Source organism: Stenotrophomonas muris (genome assembly GCF_052751275.1).
Genome location: NZ_CP199879.1, coordinates 2,793,625 through 2,808,732 on the forward strand (window position 1 = coordinate 2,793,625; position 15,108 = coordinate 2,808,732).

Genomic DNA, 15,108 nt, shown 5'->3' on the forward strand with positions numbered 1-15,108 from the left:
CCAGATGCAGCCGAGGATCGGCAGCGCCACCGAGGCGATGACGGCGACGGCGTAAACGGCGATCAGGGCAACGCCCACGGTGACTTCGATCAGGGTCTTCATTTGGTTCTCTGCATGAGTGCGTCGCGCAGATCCGGCTTCCACCAGCCGATGACGGCGAGCAGAACGTTCCACGCTGCGGGGGTGATGAGGCCAGCCACCAGCGCGCCGACGATTGCGTCGTTGCCGGTGTTGCCCCAGGAGAGGAAGGTGACTGCGAAGGCGATGACGAATACGAGGGCCTGGGTGGCGACCTCGTGCGTCTTGTCATCCCACACGTCGGGCAGCAGCTTGCGCAGCCGCTGGGTCACGCCGAAGCCTGCGAACAGGCCTGCGGCGATTGCCCATACCGGACGCGGGACTTCGCTCACCTTCGACAAACTGTCGAGGAGGGCGTCAATCATTGGCTGACGCCGTCCCAGAACGACTTGAAGCCCTTTCGGCCGTCGCTGATGTAGAAGAACAGCGAGCCGACGAACACGATCAGCAGGCCCAGCAGAGCAGCCGGCCACTGGATGGTGTAGGCGAAGAGCGCCTTCGCGGCGGCCTTCGCGTCTGCACCAGCGGCGCGCAGCAGACGCTTCACGAACTTCTTCGCGTAGTAGCGCTGCGTGTTCGCGAGGACGGCCTTCTCAGCCTTGTGATCGGCCTGCAGGGCGGCCTCGGCAGCGGCGTGCAGCTTGCGCAGGTCGGCCAACTCTTCAGCATGTGCGGCGCGACGGTCGCTCAGCCGGGCTTTCGCCTGGGCCACGTAGCGCTCATCGCCCTTGAGGTGCTCACTTGCCGAGTGCCAGTCGGCCTTGATTTCCTTGGCGGCGTTCTTCAGGTGCATAGGGGTTACCTTTGGTGGGTGGTGCGTTTCAGGAGGGTCAGCGCCTGGACCACGCGGTCGCGGTCGGGCCCCTTGGGGAGAGAGCGGAAGTGCTTTCCGAGGTAGGCCTGCGGGCCTTTCTCGACGAGGTACGGCTCGATGGACGCGAGGGCGTCTTCAGCGCGCTTGCCGTACGTGCGCCACACCCACGACAGGCGGGACTTCTCGTCGCCTGCGTTGTGGATGTCCACGGACCCGCCGAACAGCTGCTGGAATCGCTCCAAGGCTGGCTTGTAGGTGTTCGTGATGCGCACGCAGAGGGAGCCACCGGCGATGCCGATGGACCCCTCCCCGTCGAAGTAGCCGGCGAGGTACGCCAGCTCAGTGGGTGTCGCCCCAGTTACTTCCGATGTCGAATGCCCCGGCGAGGGGGCAACGCATTCCGAAGTGCTCGCCTGCGAGGCGAATAGCGTCGGCTGCAAGGCGTCCGAGTTCTGCTGCAACATCAGGGTGTGCTTCCATTTGGAACTCGTCATGCACGTTCGCGACGAACATCACGGCGCGCATGAGAGGGTTGGGGTGAGTGCGAAGGGCTTCGTCCAGGATCACGAGGGCCTTCTTCATGGCGACGGCGCCGCCTGACTGCAGCAAGGTGTTGAGCGCGGCGTGCTCGCCTCGAACGTGCAGGAGGCGGCCATCGAGGCCCTTGAGGTTGCCGCGCTTCTTTGCGGCTTCCTTGACTGCCTTGGTCAGTGCGGCCAGTGCTGGCAGACGCTCCATTAGGCGCTGACGACGCTTACGTCCCAGCGTTGCCAGGGCGCGGTCTTTGGACTTCTTCGCACCTTCCGACGAGTCGAACTTCTGCTTCTGAGCGTCAGTCATGTCGTCGTAGATGACGGTGCCGAGCTTGAAGTCACCGGCGCCATAGATCAGCGCGTAGATGAAGGTCTTCGCCGCGTCGCGCTTGTTGAGGCCGACGGCATGTTGGTTGACCGTATGAACGTCAGTTCCGTCTTCCTTCTTGCCGTTGACCACGGCATCGCCATAGGCGCCGCCATCCCACCGGGCCATGTAGTGCGCAAGCATGCGCAGCTCTAAGCCCTCCGCGTCGCAACCCACCAGCACGTTCCCGGCAGCGACCGTCCACAAAGCGCGCATCGGCTTCCACTTGTCGCACTGAGCCACGTTGGGTTTGCTGTGGGTCATACGACCCGTCACCGCACCGTTCGTGTTCACGCGGCCATGGATGCGGCCGTTTCGTACCGCCTTCAGCCAGCCTTCCTTGCCGTCTGCGAGCTGCCCGAGGCGCTTCGTCACGGTCAGGTACTCGGTCAGCTGCTTGGCCTCCGGCCAGGGCAGCGCGCCTAGGACGACTTCGTCCACCTTGGGCTTGCCCTTGTCGGTGAACTCCGTGGGCTCCCATCCGTAGATGGCCTTCAGGCGGTTGGCGATGTGATCGCGGGAGCCAGGGTTGAACACCATCGTCTTCACGACGACGTACTCTTCCCCCTTCACCCGGCCGAGCTTCTTGTTGTTGGCCTTCGCGATTGCCCGCTTGGTGATGACTTCCCAGGGCGGGAAGATGTCGCGCAGGCTCTCCTCCAGAACGATCTTCTGCTTCAGCAACAGCGCATGCAGCTCCAGGGCAGCCGCTTCGTTGAAGGCGAAGCCGTTGCGGGTCTGCTGGCTGATGATCAGCGCAACGGCCGTCTCCAGCGTCAGGCACTCGAACGAGTAGTCCTTCGAGTCGATCTTGTCGAACCACTTCTCGGTGACCGTGCAGTCCTGCGAGCAGTAGTCGTCCATCTCCACGAGGAACGGGACGTTCTCCCAGGTGTAGCCAAAGTCCTTCGGGTTGAAGTCGCCCTTGAAGCAACCAAGGCGGTAGCCCCACGCTTCCAGCTTGTGGAGACCGATGAGACCCTTCTTCGCGAACTCTGGAGGCAACTTGCCGGCGCGGATCATGGTGAAGTCCACGTCCCGCATGTTGGTCCAGATGACGCGGGACTCGACCAGCGTGTCTCGGACACGTTGCTCAGGCCGGGGCTCCCATCCGTAGAGCTTCTTCAGGACGGGGTTGTCGTAGTCGATGACGTTCTGCCCACCGATGACGCTGGCCTCCGAGAGCAGCTTCAGGCCGTCGGCCAGAGTTCCGTTACGCTTCGTGGGGGCGCCGCAGTGGTAATGCGTGTGGTCGGTGAAGCGCAGATCGCGCTGGTTGACGCGGTCGCGAATGTTGAGGCAGTGGATCTTCGTGACGGTCTCAAGGAGACCATCCGTCTCCAAGTCGTAGATGAGCATGTGGCTCCTTGAGTTGCGGTCAGTAACCGCCGTTGCCGCAGCGGGGCAGACGCGCGATGTAGCGCTGCTTCGGGGTCGCGCTGACCACGGAGACCTGACCCAGGTCATCCAGGACGTCGGTATCCGCCTCTTCGGTCAGGTGCTCGACCACGTCGAGGTCCAGCTGATAGCCGTAGTCCAAGACGTAGTGATCGATGCGGCGCAGCGTGCGCTCCGTACCGTTGTTGACCATGACGATCAGCGCCTTGATGACGGCGTCGGAGACCGCATGCGGATCGGACACGAACTCCATCCCGCCGTTGACGTTCATCCACGCAGCCATGCGGCAGCAGCGGAAGTCGAAGCGCTCGATCGTTTCCAGCGGCGTACCGAACGCGAAGCCGATCAGGTTGAACTCGATGCCGTCCGCGACTCGGGTGAATACCTCCGAGCGCCCCTTGCAGCCGCCGTAGCGGAACCCGGGGTGCGCGTGCATTACGTCCAGACAGCGGAGGTAGTCCTCATCACTGCGGAAGAACAGATCGACGTCTGCTTGCTCGGTCTTGTCGAAGAAGCAGCGCAACGCGCCACCAGCGAGAATCACATCGCCACGCACTGCCGTGGGCAGCAGCATGAGCAGCGCCTTGGCGTAGGCGCCGATACCGGGTGTGAACATGGGTCTCTCCAGAATGAGAAAGGCCCCTTGCGGGGCCTTGAGGGGTTACAGCGGCGCGAACATCTCGGGCGGCGGTAGATCGTTCCCGGACTTGAAGCTGTCGTAGAACGTGCGGAGCATCACGAGGTTGCACATGAAGTGCCCCTCATGGGCTTCGTTCGATTCCGCGTCCAGGGTTTCGTCCAGATCCAGAATCGCCAGCGCGTGACGTGCGGCGCATGCCAGCGGCACGGACCACGCCATGCCCTTCGCCCAGTTCCACTCGGCGTACTTCCTGCGGCCGTAATCGAAGACGCGCGCGCAAGAGAACCAGCGGTGGCTCAGCCACTCGATTGCCTTGTCCAGCTCGGCAACGTCGTGGGTGGTCTGGAAGCGGCCGAGGTGATACAGCGCCTTCTGCACCGGCTCCAGGTCGTCGTCGTGGCTCGCCTTGTCAGCGAACGAGTTGGCGACGACCCACAGCGGGATCAGATCCATTGGTGCCTTGTTCGCGTTGTACCGCGCACCGCTGCCACGGGCATTGCTAGTTACGTCGCCGACGGTGGCGACCGGTGGGATGTGAGCTTGCATTTTCTCTCCAGGTCAGAACGAATCGGACTCATCACGGAAGCCGTGAGGGGAGCCGGAGTTGTCATCGAGCGCGCATTCGGTCATGCGGCCGGTTTCTTGGTCGTACATCAGCCCGATGCACAGGCCGTTGGAGTCGCCAGTGAAGCGATCCTTCAGGACGCGCAGGACGCGCGGTGATCCGGGCGATTGCTTGTCGCCTTCGACCGCGAAGATGAAGTGGCTCCAGAAGACGATTGCGCGGGAGCCACGCAGGTGCTTCTCCAGGACGCGGCCACCCTCTTCGTGGGACTTGCCCTCGGGTGTCGTCAGATGGCTGATGTAGTACAGCGTGGAGTCCAGCTCCAGCATCAGCGCGGCCAGCTCTGCCATCATCTTGTCGATGGCCTTGCGCTCGTCCTGGGCATCCATTACTGCCGCCAGCGCCGTCAGGTGATCCAGGAAGAAGTCCCGAACACCAAAGGCGTGGTGCATGTACCGCATCTTCTCGATGATGGCTTCGTAGGTGATGCCACCGAAGTGGTCGAAGAGATACACGCGGCCGGCGAGTCCTGTCAGGGTCACCTTCAGCTTCGCCGGGTCGTAGGCCGTGCCCGGCACGTGGTAGCGGACGCCGTCAATCACGCCCGCCAGCGTCTTCGCGGAGTGGTGCGGCGGCTCTTCCAGATGGAACAGAGCGATCGGCAGCTTCTCGGTGTCGCAGATGTGTGCTTCGATCTGCTTGAACACAGTCGTCTTGCCCATGCCTGTGCCACCAGCGAGACCATAGACCTCGCCACGGCGACGACCGTAGGTCATCTTCGTGAGCGTGGGCCACGGCCACTGCAGCTCGGACACAGACACCGTCTCGGCCGCCTTGTCGGCGACGCTGCAGATGTCCACGATCCCGTCGGGGCGGAACTCCTTTGCACCCCAGATGGCGTCGATTACCCGACTGCCCTCCTTCGCCACCAGCGCCTCGTTGGCATCCTTGTAGCCGTCAATGCGGCCCACCTTGCATTGACCCGGCTTGAAGAGCGGCGCGCATTCCTCAGCGGCCTTGCGGCCCACCTCGTCATCGTCGAACAGCAGTACGACTTCGTCGAACTTCTGCAGCCACTGCAGTGCCGCACCCAAAGACTTCTTCGCCGCTGGCGCCCCGTTGGGCAGGCTCACGACCGGCCATTTGTGGCCCTGGAGCTGGGATACCGAGAGGGCGTCAATTTCGCCCTCGACGATCACGACCTTGCGGCCACCGTCGCGCCACAGCCATTGACCGTACAGGCCAACGTGCTTGAAGTCGCCGACGGTCTGGAAGCTCTTGTCCTTCCAGCGCAGTTTCTGCGCAACCGGTCGCCCCGCCTCGTCGCGGTAAACCGCGATCTGGCACGTCTCCATTTCCTTCGTCTTCGGATGCGGCACTTGGCCTACCAAGTAGCCCCACTTCTTGCAGGTTTCATCTGTCAGGCCACGCGATGCGAGGGCGCGCACCTCGCCGGTCGCCAACGCACGTGGCCTCTTGCCCGTCGTCGGTTCCTGCGGTGCTGCGCCCTCGCCCGGCGTGTAGTGGTTACAGACGAAGCAGTAGGAGTGCCCATCGGTGTAGAGCGCGTTGCCATCGCTGCTCCCACATTCATCGCAGGCGCCCTTGCTCACGAGTTCGCTGTCGGTTGTCGTCTGTTCCACGTTCGTTCCTTACAGAGGGTTGTTGGCTAGCCACTCCTTCACGTCGAATGACGGACAGGCCTTGCCCTTGTTGAGGTCGCGATGACCTACGATCTGTGCGTTGGGATAGAGCGCCTTGAGCTTCTTCAGCAGGAAGCGCAGTTCGTGGAACTGCTGCGGCGTGAAGTTGTTCTCGGCGACGTTGACGTCGTGCTCGGTGACGCCGCCGACGAGGCAGATGCCCAGGCTCTTGCCGTTGAAGCCGGACACGTGCGCGCCTGGACGGGTGTCCTCACGCCCCTTCTCCAGGGTTCCGTCACGTCGAATGACGTAGTGGTAGCCGATGTCGAAGAAGCCACGCTGCAAGTGCCACTTGCGGATTTCGGCTTTACCCACGTCCATCGACGGGCGGGTGGCGGCGCAATGGACCACGAGGTAGGCGATTTTGGAGGCGTCCAGCGCCTTGAAGGTCGGGCCGCTCATGCGTGGAATACCGAGACGTCGATCTGATCATCCGGCCCCCACTGCTTGATCACGGCCAGCTCGCGAACCAGCGTGTCGTCGGGCCACAGGTCAGCTTGGGTCATTGCGTCGAGCACGCCCTTGGCGAAGTTGTCCACGTCCGGCTTCGGATGCGGCAGCTTGGTGGTCTTGGGTTTCTTGAGGGTCACCGTGATGCAGACGCGCACCGGTACTTCGATGAACTCGCTGTAGTCGAAGTCGCGCCGGAAGTCCGCCGAAAGGGCCTTCAGGTACTCGGTGTATTCCTTGGGGTTGTACGTGCTGCTGATGACCTTGCCCTTCACCAGGAAGGCACGGTGCCGGGCGCGCGGCGTTGGCATTGCCGCCCGGTTGATGAGGAAGCGCATGGTGTTGCTCCAGAAATGCGAAAGGCCCCACGAGGGGGCCTTCCGGGCTGCTACGGGGCGGGCGACTTAGAAGTCGTCGGTGCCGCCGTCGCCGGCAGCGCTGTCGTCAACCGAGCCAGCGTCGTCACCGACGTCTTCCTCGGCGCTGTAGCCGTCTTCGGAGCCGAAGCCGTATGCACTGGCCGAACGGCCGCCACCGGACACGAGGTCGATGACTTGCACCGCTTCCAGTCGCAGGGTGATGCCCACGACGTTGTCGTTGGCGGCGTAGTACGGCACGGCTTCAACCGCCACCTTCAGCACGCTACCGCCGTAGATGGCCGGGGCCTTCGCCGGGAACGGCTTGCCCTTGGCGTCGAACAGCTTCGGCGCACGGGTCCACGGCTTGCCGTCCTTCTTGCTGATGCCGCTGGCCTTCATCTTGGCCTTCAGGATCAGGTTGCCGGTCTCTTCGCCGGTATCGTCGTCGCACTCCATCTCGCCGATGTCGCGGACGGTGAGTTCCTTGGCCTTCTTCTTCTGCTTGCCGTCGCCGGCCATCAGCTCTTCGCGCTTGGCGTCGGCGAACTCATCGCGCAGGGTCTTCAGGCGTTCCAGGATGCCTTCCAGGTCGATTTCGTTTCGACCGATCAGGCCCAGCTCGGTCTGGCCCTCCTCGTAGCGCAGCTTCACTTCGTAGACGCCGTCCGAGTCGAACTTGGTGTCCGGGGTGTTCAGCTTCGGGAAGATGGCCGGTGCCTTCGGCAGCAGCAGCTTGATGACCGGGTATGCGTTGTTCTTTGCCATTAGGCGGTGACTCCTTCGGTTACGACTGCCGTCTTACGGGCGGGGCGGTTGGGGGTACGCGGCGGGGCCTGGATCAGGTCCAACTGCGGTGCTGCATCGGGTGCCGGGGACACGGTCGGGGGTTCCGGAGCCGTGGTTGCGGCCGGCGCTGCAGGGGTCTGCGGGTCGTCCTGCTGCTCTTCCTCGGTCTCCGGCTCGGCGTCGATGACAACTTCGGCGTAGGTGATCCAAGCGCCGCGCAGCGGCACACGGTTGATCACGAACAGGAAGGCGTGCTGGCTGTACTCGAACTTGACTTCACCGCGTACGTCCACGGTCATGCCGTGGTCGATGCTCAGCACCGCGCCGGTGTCGTCCACGGTGGCGACGGTAGCGACCGTCTGGCAGTTGCCCAGGCCACGCTCGGCGTTACGCGAGATGGCTTCGGGGTCGATCAGGAGAACCTTGCGAGTGCCTTCGGCGAGGATCTTCATGCGCGCTCCAGGACCAGCAGCAGCTCGTCGAAGTTGAGGTTTGCCAGGGTCTCGTCCGACAGGTAGCCGCTGTCTTCCAGCTCGGCGACCGCCGAGTTCAATTTGCCGATCATGTGGATGCTCCGGTTCAGGCGCGCCGCAGTTCGCTCGTGGCGTAGTCGCGGATGGCCTGGATTTGATGGGTGTAAGGGGATTCGAGGTCGTTCATGGCGCGCCGCGAGACGGCGACCACGTCGTACGGGTCGAGCCCTGCTGCCTCGGACATAGCGGTGAGCGCTACGGCCGTGGAGAAGAGCTGCATTGCGGGCGAGGTGCCCTGGATGTGGTTGATCTGCTGGACCGCGAGCGGCCTGCATGCGCTGAGGTCAGGCATGCCGATCTGATCGCGGACGGACTGGGCTGAGGCCATTGGGTCTCCCAAGAACGAGGAAGCCCCGACCGGAGCCGGGGCGGTTTGGTCGTGCTTGGGTGCGACTTAATTGCTCACCACTCGAACGAGGTGGTGTCCAGAAATGAGGAAGCCCCCGGCCGGATGGCCGAGGGCGACTTGGTCGTGCTTGGGTGCGCCTCAATCACCTCACGGATACATATCCGCTCATCGATATATCAGGCAAATAGATAGTCGGACTCCCGGATGCCTTCCAGCTCCAGCGTCCCCATCGGCGGCAGTGGTGCCAGTTCTTCGACCAGCTCCGGTGCGACCATGGTCAGATGGCTGACCACCTCGTCGCGGAACATCTCCAGGCGATTCGGTGTGTACTGCTGCACCAGCGCCTCCCGGATCACCGCATGGAGCATATCGGTGTCGGCCGCATGCGTGCCGAAGGAGTCGTGGATGACCGCAAGGGCTGTGATGCCGTTCAAGCTAGCCAGCTTTGCCGTCCGCATCAGGTGGGCACCGTCCAGGCTGTGTACGTAGTTCGGAGCGATGCCGGCCGCCTGCCTGCGGCTGTCGATCACAGACGTCTCGGCGTTGAGCGTCAGCTCCACACGCTGACCGTTGACGAACACCTTCACGCGGGTGCCCTTCTCTTCCTTGTACGCCTGCATAACCGGCAGTCCCATCGGCGTGGTCCAGCGCATCGGCAGGTTCGCCTTGGCGACGACCTTGGATGAGTGCTGCAGCCACTCCATGGCGCCGCGAGCGGCCACCACCACCTTGCCCAACGCGATCCAGATGCAGTCGGCAGCGTAGACGCAGGCCTTGTAGAGGTCCACGTCATTGTTGAGGTACGTCGAGCCATCCTCCTGCTCTTCCTCAACTGCCTTCAGGATCATCTTCGCCATACCCAGCTTCGTTGCGGAGTAGCAGAGCGTCATCGTCGGGTGCTTGCTGATGCTGCGCTTGAACTTGCCAGCCCAGGCAGCAGCGAACTCGGCGTACTTCTCCTCCCCTGCCCGGCTGTCGCTGATGATCTGCGCTTCCTTGTAGACCGCCGTGTAGATGTCACCCGGCTTGTCCTGGGGAACCAGGTTGACGGCCTTGCCGCCTACCGGGTCGCGCAGCAGCGCGCTGAAATGCTGAAGGCCCGAGCACGAGCCGTCCATGGCGATGGCGAGGTGGGACACATATGCCTCACCCTGCAGCTTGTAGCCCACCCATTCCATGCAGGCCGCCAGCGCACACACCTTACTGTCGGCGGTCTCCCAGAAGCGAGCGCCGTCCAGGGGGTCCATACCGCTGTCGAGGATCTGCTCCTCGTTCTCCATCACCCACTGGACCCGGTCCTCAAAGGACACCTTGTCCACGCCGAAGCAGTTCGCGATGTGGACCGCGAGCCAGTACGCGCCGGTATCGCCCAATGCCTTGCCTTCGGAGAACCGCAGGAGACCCTTGGACAGGTCACTGCCTTGCGGCGACAGGTAGGCGGAGAACGGGTATACGCGGCCCCGGAAGTCCAGGTAGTGGGGAAAGTAGATGGCAGCGTCGTCCGCAAACTTGCCGGCCACCGACAGTGCCTTGGCGACCTGGGCACGCTGAGAGACGCGCTTTGCGTTCTTCTCGTGGATGCGCGCGCACTTGCCCTTGAACACCTTCAGCTCCTCCTGCTGATCCAGCGTCATGTGCTCCTTCGCGAGGTCCGCAGGAATGCCGTAGGGGCGCGGGGGCATCGGCTCATCGTGCGCCGGGGGCATGCAGGGGCTGTTCTCTTCCGCGTCCACGATGGCCTTCAGGACTTCGTAGACTGGCTTGTTGATCTGCCACGCGGTCGCCTGCACGGCGTTGATGGATTCCAGGACGTCGGACAGGTCCAACCCGCCCAGCTCAGTCATGTAGTCCTTGTTGGACGTCGCGACGAGCTGCGTGGGGAGGAACTTGGTCAGGTAGCCGCCTTCATAGGCGTTCCGCCAGGGCATCGGCGGGTGGACCATCGGCTGATACTGCGGGCACAGCAGCGCGCACTGATCGTGGGCCTTCTCGATCACCGCCAGCCAGCTTTCCTCGAACTGCACCTCGACCACGGTGTCGTGGGTGCCCCGGGAGACCCGCTCCAGCTTGACCATGCCGGTAGCTTCAATGAACAGCTCCAGCAGCTTCATGCCCAGGTTGAGCATCTCCTGATCATCCCAGGTCACCGCCTGCGCGCCGTAGCGGCTGCAGACGACGCTGTAGACCTTAGAGCGGTGGCGGGCGTTGTTCACGCTCTTGAGCTGATCGGCCACCTTCTTGTAGAGCCCCTTCTTCTCGTCGGCCAGCTTGCTGATGTTCAAGTGGGCCTCCACCGAGCGCCCAATGTTCAGGGCCACGCTCTGCACGGTCCGCTTCTTGGCCGTCGCGCCGTCCAGAGCACCTCGGGCCGCCAAGTAGGCCGCCTCGTACTCGTCGAGCTGGCACACGTAGGGCAGCGCCATGTGCTTCCGCCCCGCCTTGCCGTTGCCGGCCTCCTCAATGAACTCCACGATCCGCGCTGCGGTGGGCTCGACCGCCTTCTTCAAGAGACGCACGCCCGGCAGCATCTCGGACTCAGGGGTGTCCGCGCGCATGTCGTTGTAGGCCTTCTGGCCGAGGGTCACCGATTCAGCTTCGAGCGTTTCCTGGCGGTCGCGCAGGGACTGAAGGTTGCTCTGGATGTTCACTTTAGGTCTCTCCTGTAGAAGGTGGGCTTCGCCCTTGGGTGCGCCTCAATCGCCCCGGATGCATATCCGATAACGGATGCTTTCGGGCACAACTTCCCCAGCACGGCCGATGGCCGCCTCGGGCAAACTGGGGGTGGGTGGGGATGCGCATCTTAAACGGATTCATATCCGCTCGTCGATGCATTTCGCGCACGGCTGCGCTGACTCGTTCAGGACGAGTCGCTGGGACGTCTCACGCGGTGAGCGCGCGGGGTCGTAAGGTGGGCGCTATGAGCACTTCAGACGATCCGAAGCACGGACCGGCCGCAGCCGAGAGGCCGCCACCGGTGGACCCCTCGCAGATGATGCCTACGAGCTGGCATCTCTCCCTCCAAGACAAACGAAGTCCTGAGGAGCAGGCGGAGGCGCGGCAGCGGGAGGCCGACAGGCGCGCCGGGAGGAAGCGGGGAAAGTGGTGGGAAAAGACGCCCTGACGAGGGCCCAGGGCTGTCGTTAGTCTTGGAAATTGTCCATCTGGAATTTCAACATGCGCAGCACCTCGTTGCTCTTGGGCTTAAGCCCGCTGCGTTGCGCAAAGCGAATCCCTTCGTCGGCAAGCGAGTACAACTTGCCTCTCAGATGGTCGATATGGAACGACACGAAGCGCTGCTCGTTCAACTCTCGAAGAGCGAGGTTCACGTCTGCTAAAGGCCATTCACCTAGCTCCAACGCGCGCATCATCCCTCGCACTTCATTTGCGTTCAGGTAGCCAGCATCCACGGTCCGCAGCGCCTTCACGACCTCTAAATGCAGTCCTTCAGGCGTCCAGCTTTCGTGCTGAGGCGGGGCATCTTCAGGCTCCTTCGCCGGGGCTGTAGGAGAAGAAGCACGTCTCTCTACTAAGATCAGAAACAGCGTCCAACCCATAAAGACGCTAAGCAACAGCCAGCGGGGCATGACCGCCTCCACGCTCAGCCACTTCCCAATTACAGGTAGCTTGTTAAGCGCCCAGCCGCCCGCAGCCAGGATGGCGCCCGCTACCACGGCCTCAACGATTGAGCGCCAAGATGTCTTGCCGTCCGCCACCTATCCCCCTGCAGTTGATCGCTTGCCTTAGCCGCTACGCGCCCCTGACTACATCTTAAGGGTGCCTAGGTGTGCCAAACCATGTGCCAAGGCGGCGGCACAATTCTTCAATTTGGCTGTGCCATCTGTGCCACTGTGCCAGGATTGTGCCGTGTCTTTGTCCGTAAGCCCCTGATCGAGAAGGGACCGGAAAGGAACCTAAATCCAGGGCGTCTACCAATTCCGCCACTTTCGCGTGGCCGGCACAGGTGTTCATTGTCGCAGGCGGCGACTGGAATCGGAAGGCCTGCACAAAGCTGAATCCACTACGCTCCGCGCCATCGCTGCATCGCGGCCACCCCGGCGGGCGCGCGACCCGCCGGGCTGGCCGCAGCCTACTGCTGCGGTACCGTGCGGGCCGGCGCCGCGCCTGAACCCGGGTCGACGGCCGCATCCACCTTCCGGACCTCCACGCCCCCATCGTCGGTGCGACGCAGGGCCACCGACGCCGGCGCAGCCCTGCGCACATCCACCGAACCGTCCGCATTGCGCTGTACGTCCACCGCGCCGGGCAGGACCTCCCCCTCCGCGGGCCGGGCCGGCCGCAACTGCATGGCGTCGTCGATCTGGCGCGCCGGAATGCGCTCTGCGCCCGCATCGCGCTCGACAGCCTGCGCAGGATCATTGCCCGGCGTGCAGGCCGCCAGTGCCATCAACGCGAAGGGAACCCACACCGTGCCGTGCAATCGAGTGATCTCAGCCATCAACTTCTTCCTTCCTGCATGCGCCATCAGCGCGGAAGATCTATTGGGTGCGATGCAGGACGCCATGCGGTGAGAAGCAGTGCACAGCATTGAAAACACTGATGACGCGTATGCCACTGATTTCAGCACTGCTTCAGTAGATCCACGCCATGCGTGGATGAAGCGCAACCCGGCGTACGGGCAAGAAAAAAGCCACCTGGATGACCAAGTGGCTTTCGTCTGGTGGGCTGTCAAGGATTCGAACCTTGGACCTATTGATTAAGAGTCAACTGCTCTACCAACTGAGCTAACAGCCCGAAATCGGGGCGCGAATTATGACCCGATCCGCTCGGTGGGTGCAAGCACTTTCTTCAACATCGTTGAAACCAGCACTGCGATCCCGATGCGCTGCAGATCCACGCCAGGCGGGGCCCTGCAACGTGTGGCCCATTGAAACGAAAGGGTCACACCTATAAGAAAAAAGCCACCTGGCGTACCAGGTGGCTTCCGTCTTGGTGGGCCGTCAAGGATTCGAACCTTGGACCTATTGATTAAGAGTCAACTGCTCTACCAACTGAGCTAACGGCCCGTGAAACCCAGACGCACATTGTAGCGTGCTTTCTGTTTATTGCAATACCGTTTCGGCTGCGCCGATGCGGTTGAATCAGTGGGGTGGCTGAGGGGATTCGAACCCCCGACCACCGGAATCACAATCCGGTACTCTAACCAACTGAGCTACAGCCACCACTGAAACTTTCGCTCCACCGCCGATACCGCCAGCACTGGAACCTTGAAACCTTGCCTGGAGACTGTCACCGAAGTTCCGGTCCGCCGAAGCGAGTCCGATATTCTGGTGGAGTCTTTACGCTTTTGCAAGCACTTCTTCACATCCGCCGATGCGATCCCGCTTTCCCGCCAATGGCGCGCCCGACAGGAATCGAACCTGTAACCGCCGGCTTAGAAGGCCGGTGCTCTATCCAGTTGAGCTACGGGCGCCCGAACCGGAACGGTGTCCAATCCGACGTGACGTGGGATTGGTCGGGGTAGAGGGATTCGAACCCCCGACATCCTGCTCCCAAAGCAGGCGCGCTACCAGACTGCGCTATACCCCGGTCTTGCAATCCCCTCGGGTCAGGCCCGGGGAGTTGGTCATTGTCGCCAAGCGCGCTGGGAACTGTCAACGAAGGATGCGCAGTTCCGCGGCCTGCCACAACGCCGAAAGCAGTCATCGGCTATGCTCACGCCCATCGGCCGGATGGCCGTCCTGACCCTCATTCGCACGGAGAACACGCATGCGCAGCGGCAACCCGGCTCTTTCCGAGTCGACCTTCCTCGACCTCGCCAGCGGTTCGGTGGTGACCAGCCCCGACCAGGCAATGACCCTCAACGGCACCGTCAACAAGACCGGTTTCCTGCTGCTGTTGACCGTGCTGACGGCCGCTTTCGCCTGGAACCAGACCATCGACGACTACGGCCAGGTCATGGACGCGGCCAAGCTGTACGCCATGGGCGGCGCCATCGGCGGCCTGGTGCTGGCGCTGATCACCATCTTCAAGAAGGAATGGTCGCCGGTCACCGCGCCGATGTACGCGCTGGTGGAAGGCGTGTTCCTCGGCGCCATCTCGGCCGTGTTCGACGCCAAGTTCCCGGGCATCGTGTTCCAGGCCGTGCTGCTGACCTTCGGCACCCTGTTTGCGCTGCTGTTCGCGTACCGCAGCGGCGTGATCAAGGCCACCGAGAACTTCAAGATGGGCGTGGTCGCCGCCACCGGCGGCATCGCCCTGCTCTACCTGGCCTCGTTCGTGCTGGGCTTCTTCAACATCAACGTGCCGGTGATCCACGACTCCAGCTGGCTGGGCATCGCCTTCAGCCTGTTCGTGGTGGTCGTGGCGGCGCTGAACCTGGTGCTGGACTTCGACTTCATCGAAACCGGCGTGGCCCAGCGCGCGCCGAAGTACATGGAGTGGTATGGCGCATTCGGCCTGATGGTGACCCTGGTCTGGCTGTATGTGGAGTTCCTGCGCCTGCTGTCGAAGATCCAGCAGCGCTGAGTCCAGCCTCGCCGAGAAAGACAAGCCGCGATCCGCAAGGGTCGCGG

Annotated in this window: 16 protein-coding genes and 5 tRNA genes; 1 reads left to right on the forward strand and 20 read right to left on the reverse strand. The window is 62.9% G+C overall.

Going from position 1 to position 15,108, the window contains the following annotated elements; genetic code table 11:
• Positions 1–98: 98 nt before the first annotated feature.
• The 20 genes from ACUVWL_RS13065 to ACUVWL_RS13160 all read right to left on the reverse strand — a co-directional run bounded on the left by ACUVWL_RS13065 (position 99) and on the right by ACUVWL_RS13160 (position 14,122).
• The gene (locus ACUVWL_RS13065; protein WP_445978440.1) at positions 99–443 is read right to left on the reverse strand and encodes a hypothetical protein; all 345 of its coding nucleotides are present in this window, start codon (positions 441–443) and stop codon (positions 99–101) included.
• The gene (locus tag ACUVWL_RS13070; RefSeq protein WP_445978441.1) at positions 440–871 is read right to left on the reverse strand and encodes a hypothetical protein; all 432 of its coding nucleotides are present in this window, start codon (positions 869–871) and stop codon (positions 440–442) included. The genes ACUVWL_RS13065 and ACUVWL_RS13070 overlap by 4 nt, the downstream gene beginning before the upstream one ends.
• A gap of 5 nt (positions 872–876) precedes the next feature.
• Positions 877–1,332 (reverse strand): LAGLIDADG family homing endonuclease, encoded by a 456-nt coding sequence (locus tag ACUVWL_RS13075; RefSeq protein ID WP_445979168.1) that lies wholly within the window; start codon positions 1,330–1,332, stop codon positions 877–879.
• Positions 1,232–3,151, reverse strand: coding sequence for a DNA polymerase (locus tag ACUVWL_RS13080; protein WP_445978442.1), 1,920 nt, complete (start codon positions 3,149–3,151; stop codon positions 1,232–1,234). The genes ACUVWL_RS13075 and ACUVWL_RS13080 overlap by 101 nt, the downstream gene beginning before the upstream one ends.
• Positions 3,152–3,170: 19 nt before the next feature.
• The gene (locus ACUVWL_RS13085) at positions 3,171–3,806 is read right to left on the reverse strand and encodes a hypothetical protein (protein ID WP_445978443.1); all 636 of its coding nucleotides are present in this window, start codon (positions 3,804–3,806) and stop codon (positions 3,171–3,173) included.
• Positions 3,807–3,851: 45 nt separating this feature from the next.
• Entirely contained in the window at positions 3,852–4,376 is a 525-nt protein-coding gene (locus ACUVWL_RS13090; RefSeq protein ID WP_445978444.1) for a dATP/dGTP diphosphohydrolase domain-containing protein, read from the reverse strand.
• 12 nt (positions 4,377–4,388) lie between these two features.
• On the reverse strand, positions 4,389–6,038 hold the full coding sequence (locus ACUVWL_RS13095; RefSeq protein WP_445978445.1) for a toprim domain-containing protein: 1,650 nt from the start codon (positions 6,036–6,038) through the stop codon (positions 4,389–4,391).
• Between the two features lie 9 nt (positions 6,039–6,047).
• A complete protein-coding gene (locus tag ACUVWL_RS13100) occupies positions 6,048–6,500 on the reverse strand; it encodes an N-acetylmuramoyl-L-alanine amidase (RefSeq protein WP_108771170.1) in 453 nt (150 codons plus the stop codon).
• Positions 6,497–6,886, reverse strand: coding sequence for a RusA family crossover junction endodeoxyribonuclease (locus ACUVWL_RS13105; RefSeq protein ID WP_445978446.1), 390 nt, complete (start codon positions 6,884–6,886; stop codon positions 6,497–6,499). Before ACUVWL_RS13105 ends, ACUVWL_RS13100 begins: the two co-directional genes overlap by 4 nt.
• 66 nt (positions 6,887–6,952) lie before the next feature.
• Positions 6,953–7,672, reverse strand: a complete 720-nt coding sequence (locus tag ACUVWL_RS13110) for a hypothetical protein (RefSeq protein ID WP_445978447.1) — start codon at positions 7,670–7,672, stop codon at positions 6,953–6,955.
• Positions 7,672–8,145, reverse strand: a complete 474-nt coding sequence (locus ACUVWL_RS13115; protein ID WP_445978448.1) for a hypothetical protein — start codon at positions 8,143–8,145, stop codon at positions 7,672–7,674. The genes ACUVWL_RS13110 and ACUVWL_RS13115 overlap by 1 nt, the downstream gene beginning before the upstream one ends.
• Before the next feature lie 127 nt (positions 8,146–8,272).
• On the reverse strand, positions 8,273–8,518 hold the full coding sequence (locus tag ACUVWL_RS13120) for a hypothetical protein (RefSeq protein WP_445978449.1): 246 nt from the start codon (positions 8,516–8,518) through the stop codon (positions 8,273–8,275).
• 233 nt (positions 8,519–8,751) lie between these two features.
• The gene (locus ACUVWL_RS13125) at positions 8,752–11,223 is read right to left on the reverse strand and encodes a DNA-directed RNA polymerase (protein ID WP_445978450.1); all 2,472 of its coding nucleotides are present in this window, start codon (positions 11,221–11,223) and stop codon (positions 8,752–8,754) included.
• A gap of 492 nt (positions 11,224–11,715) precedes the next feature.
• A complete protein-coding gene (locus ACUVWL_RS13130) occupies positions 11,716–12,288 on the reverse strand; it encodes a hypothetical protein (RefSeq protein WP_445978451.1) in 573 nt (190 codons plus the stop codon).
• 374 nt (positions 12,289–12,662) lie between these two features.
• Entirely contained in the window at positions 12,663–13,031 is a 369-nt protein-coding gene (locus tag ACUVWL_RS13135; protein ID WP_014646096.1) for a hypothetical protein, read from the reverse strand.
• A gap of 220 nt (positions 13,032–13,251) precedes the next feature.
• A tRNA-Lys gene (locus ACUVWL_RS13140) sits at positions 13,252–13,327 on the reverse strand.
• 196 nt (positions 13,328–13,523) lie between these two features.
• Positions 13,524–13,599, reverse strand: a tRNA-Lys gene (locus ACUVWL_RS13145).
• A gap of 79 nt (positions 13,600–13,678) precedes the next feature.
• Positions 13,679–13,755, reverse strand: a tRNA-His gene (locus ACUVWL_RS13150).
• Between the two features lie 174 nt (positions 13,756–13,929).
• Positions 13,930–14,006: transfer RNA gene (locus ACUVWL_RS13155), tRNA-Arg, on the reverse strand.
• A 39-nt stretch (positions 14,007–14,045) separates the two neighbouring features.
• Positions 14,046–14,122: transfer RNA gene (locus tag ACUVWL_RS13160), tRNA-Pro, on the reverse strand.
• A gap of 180 nt (positions 14,123–14,302) precedes the next feature.
• Here ACUVWL_RS13160 and ACUVWL_RS13165 point away from each other — a divergent pair.
• On the forward strand, positions 14,303–15,061 hold the full coding sequence (locus tag ACUVWL_RS13165; protein ID WP_445978452.1) for a Bax inhibitor-1/YccA family protein: 759 nt from the start codon (positions 14,303–14,305) through the stop codon (positions 15,059–15,061).
• The last annotated feature ends 47 nt before the right edge of the window (positions 15,062–15,108 follow it).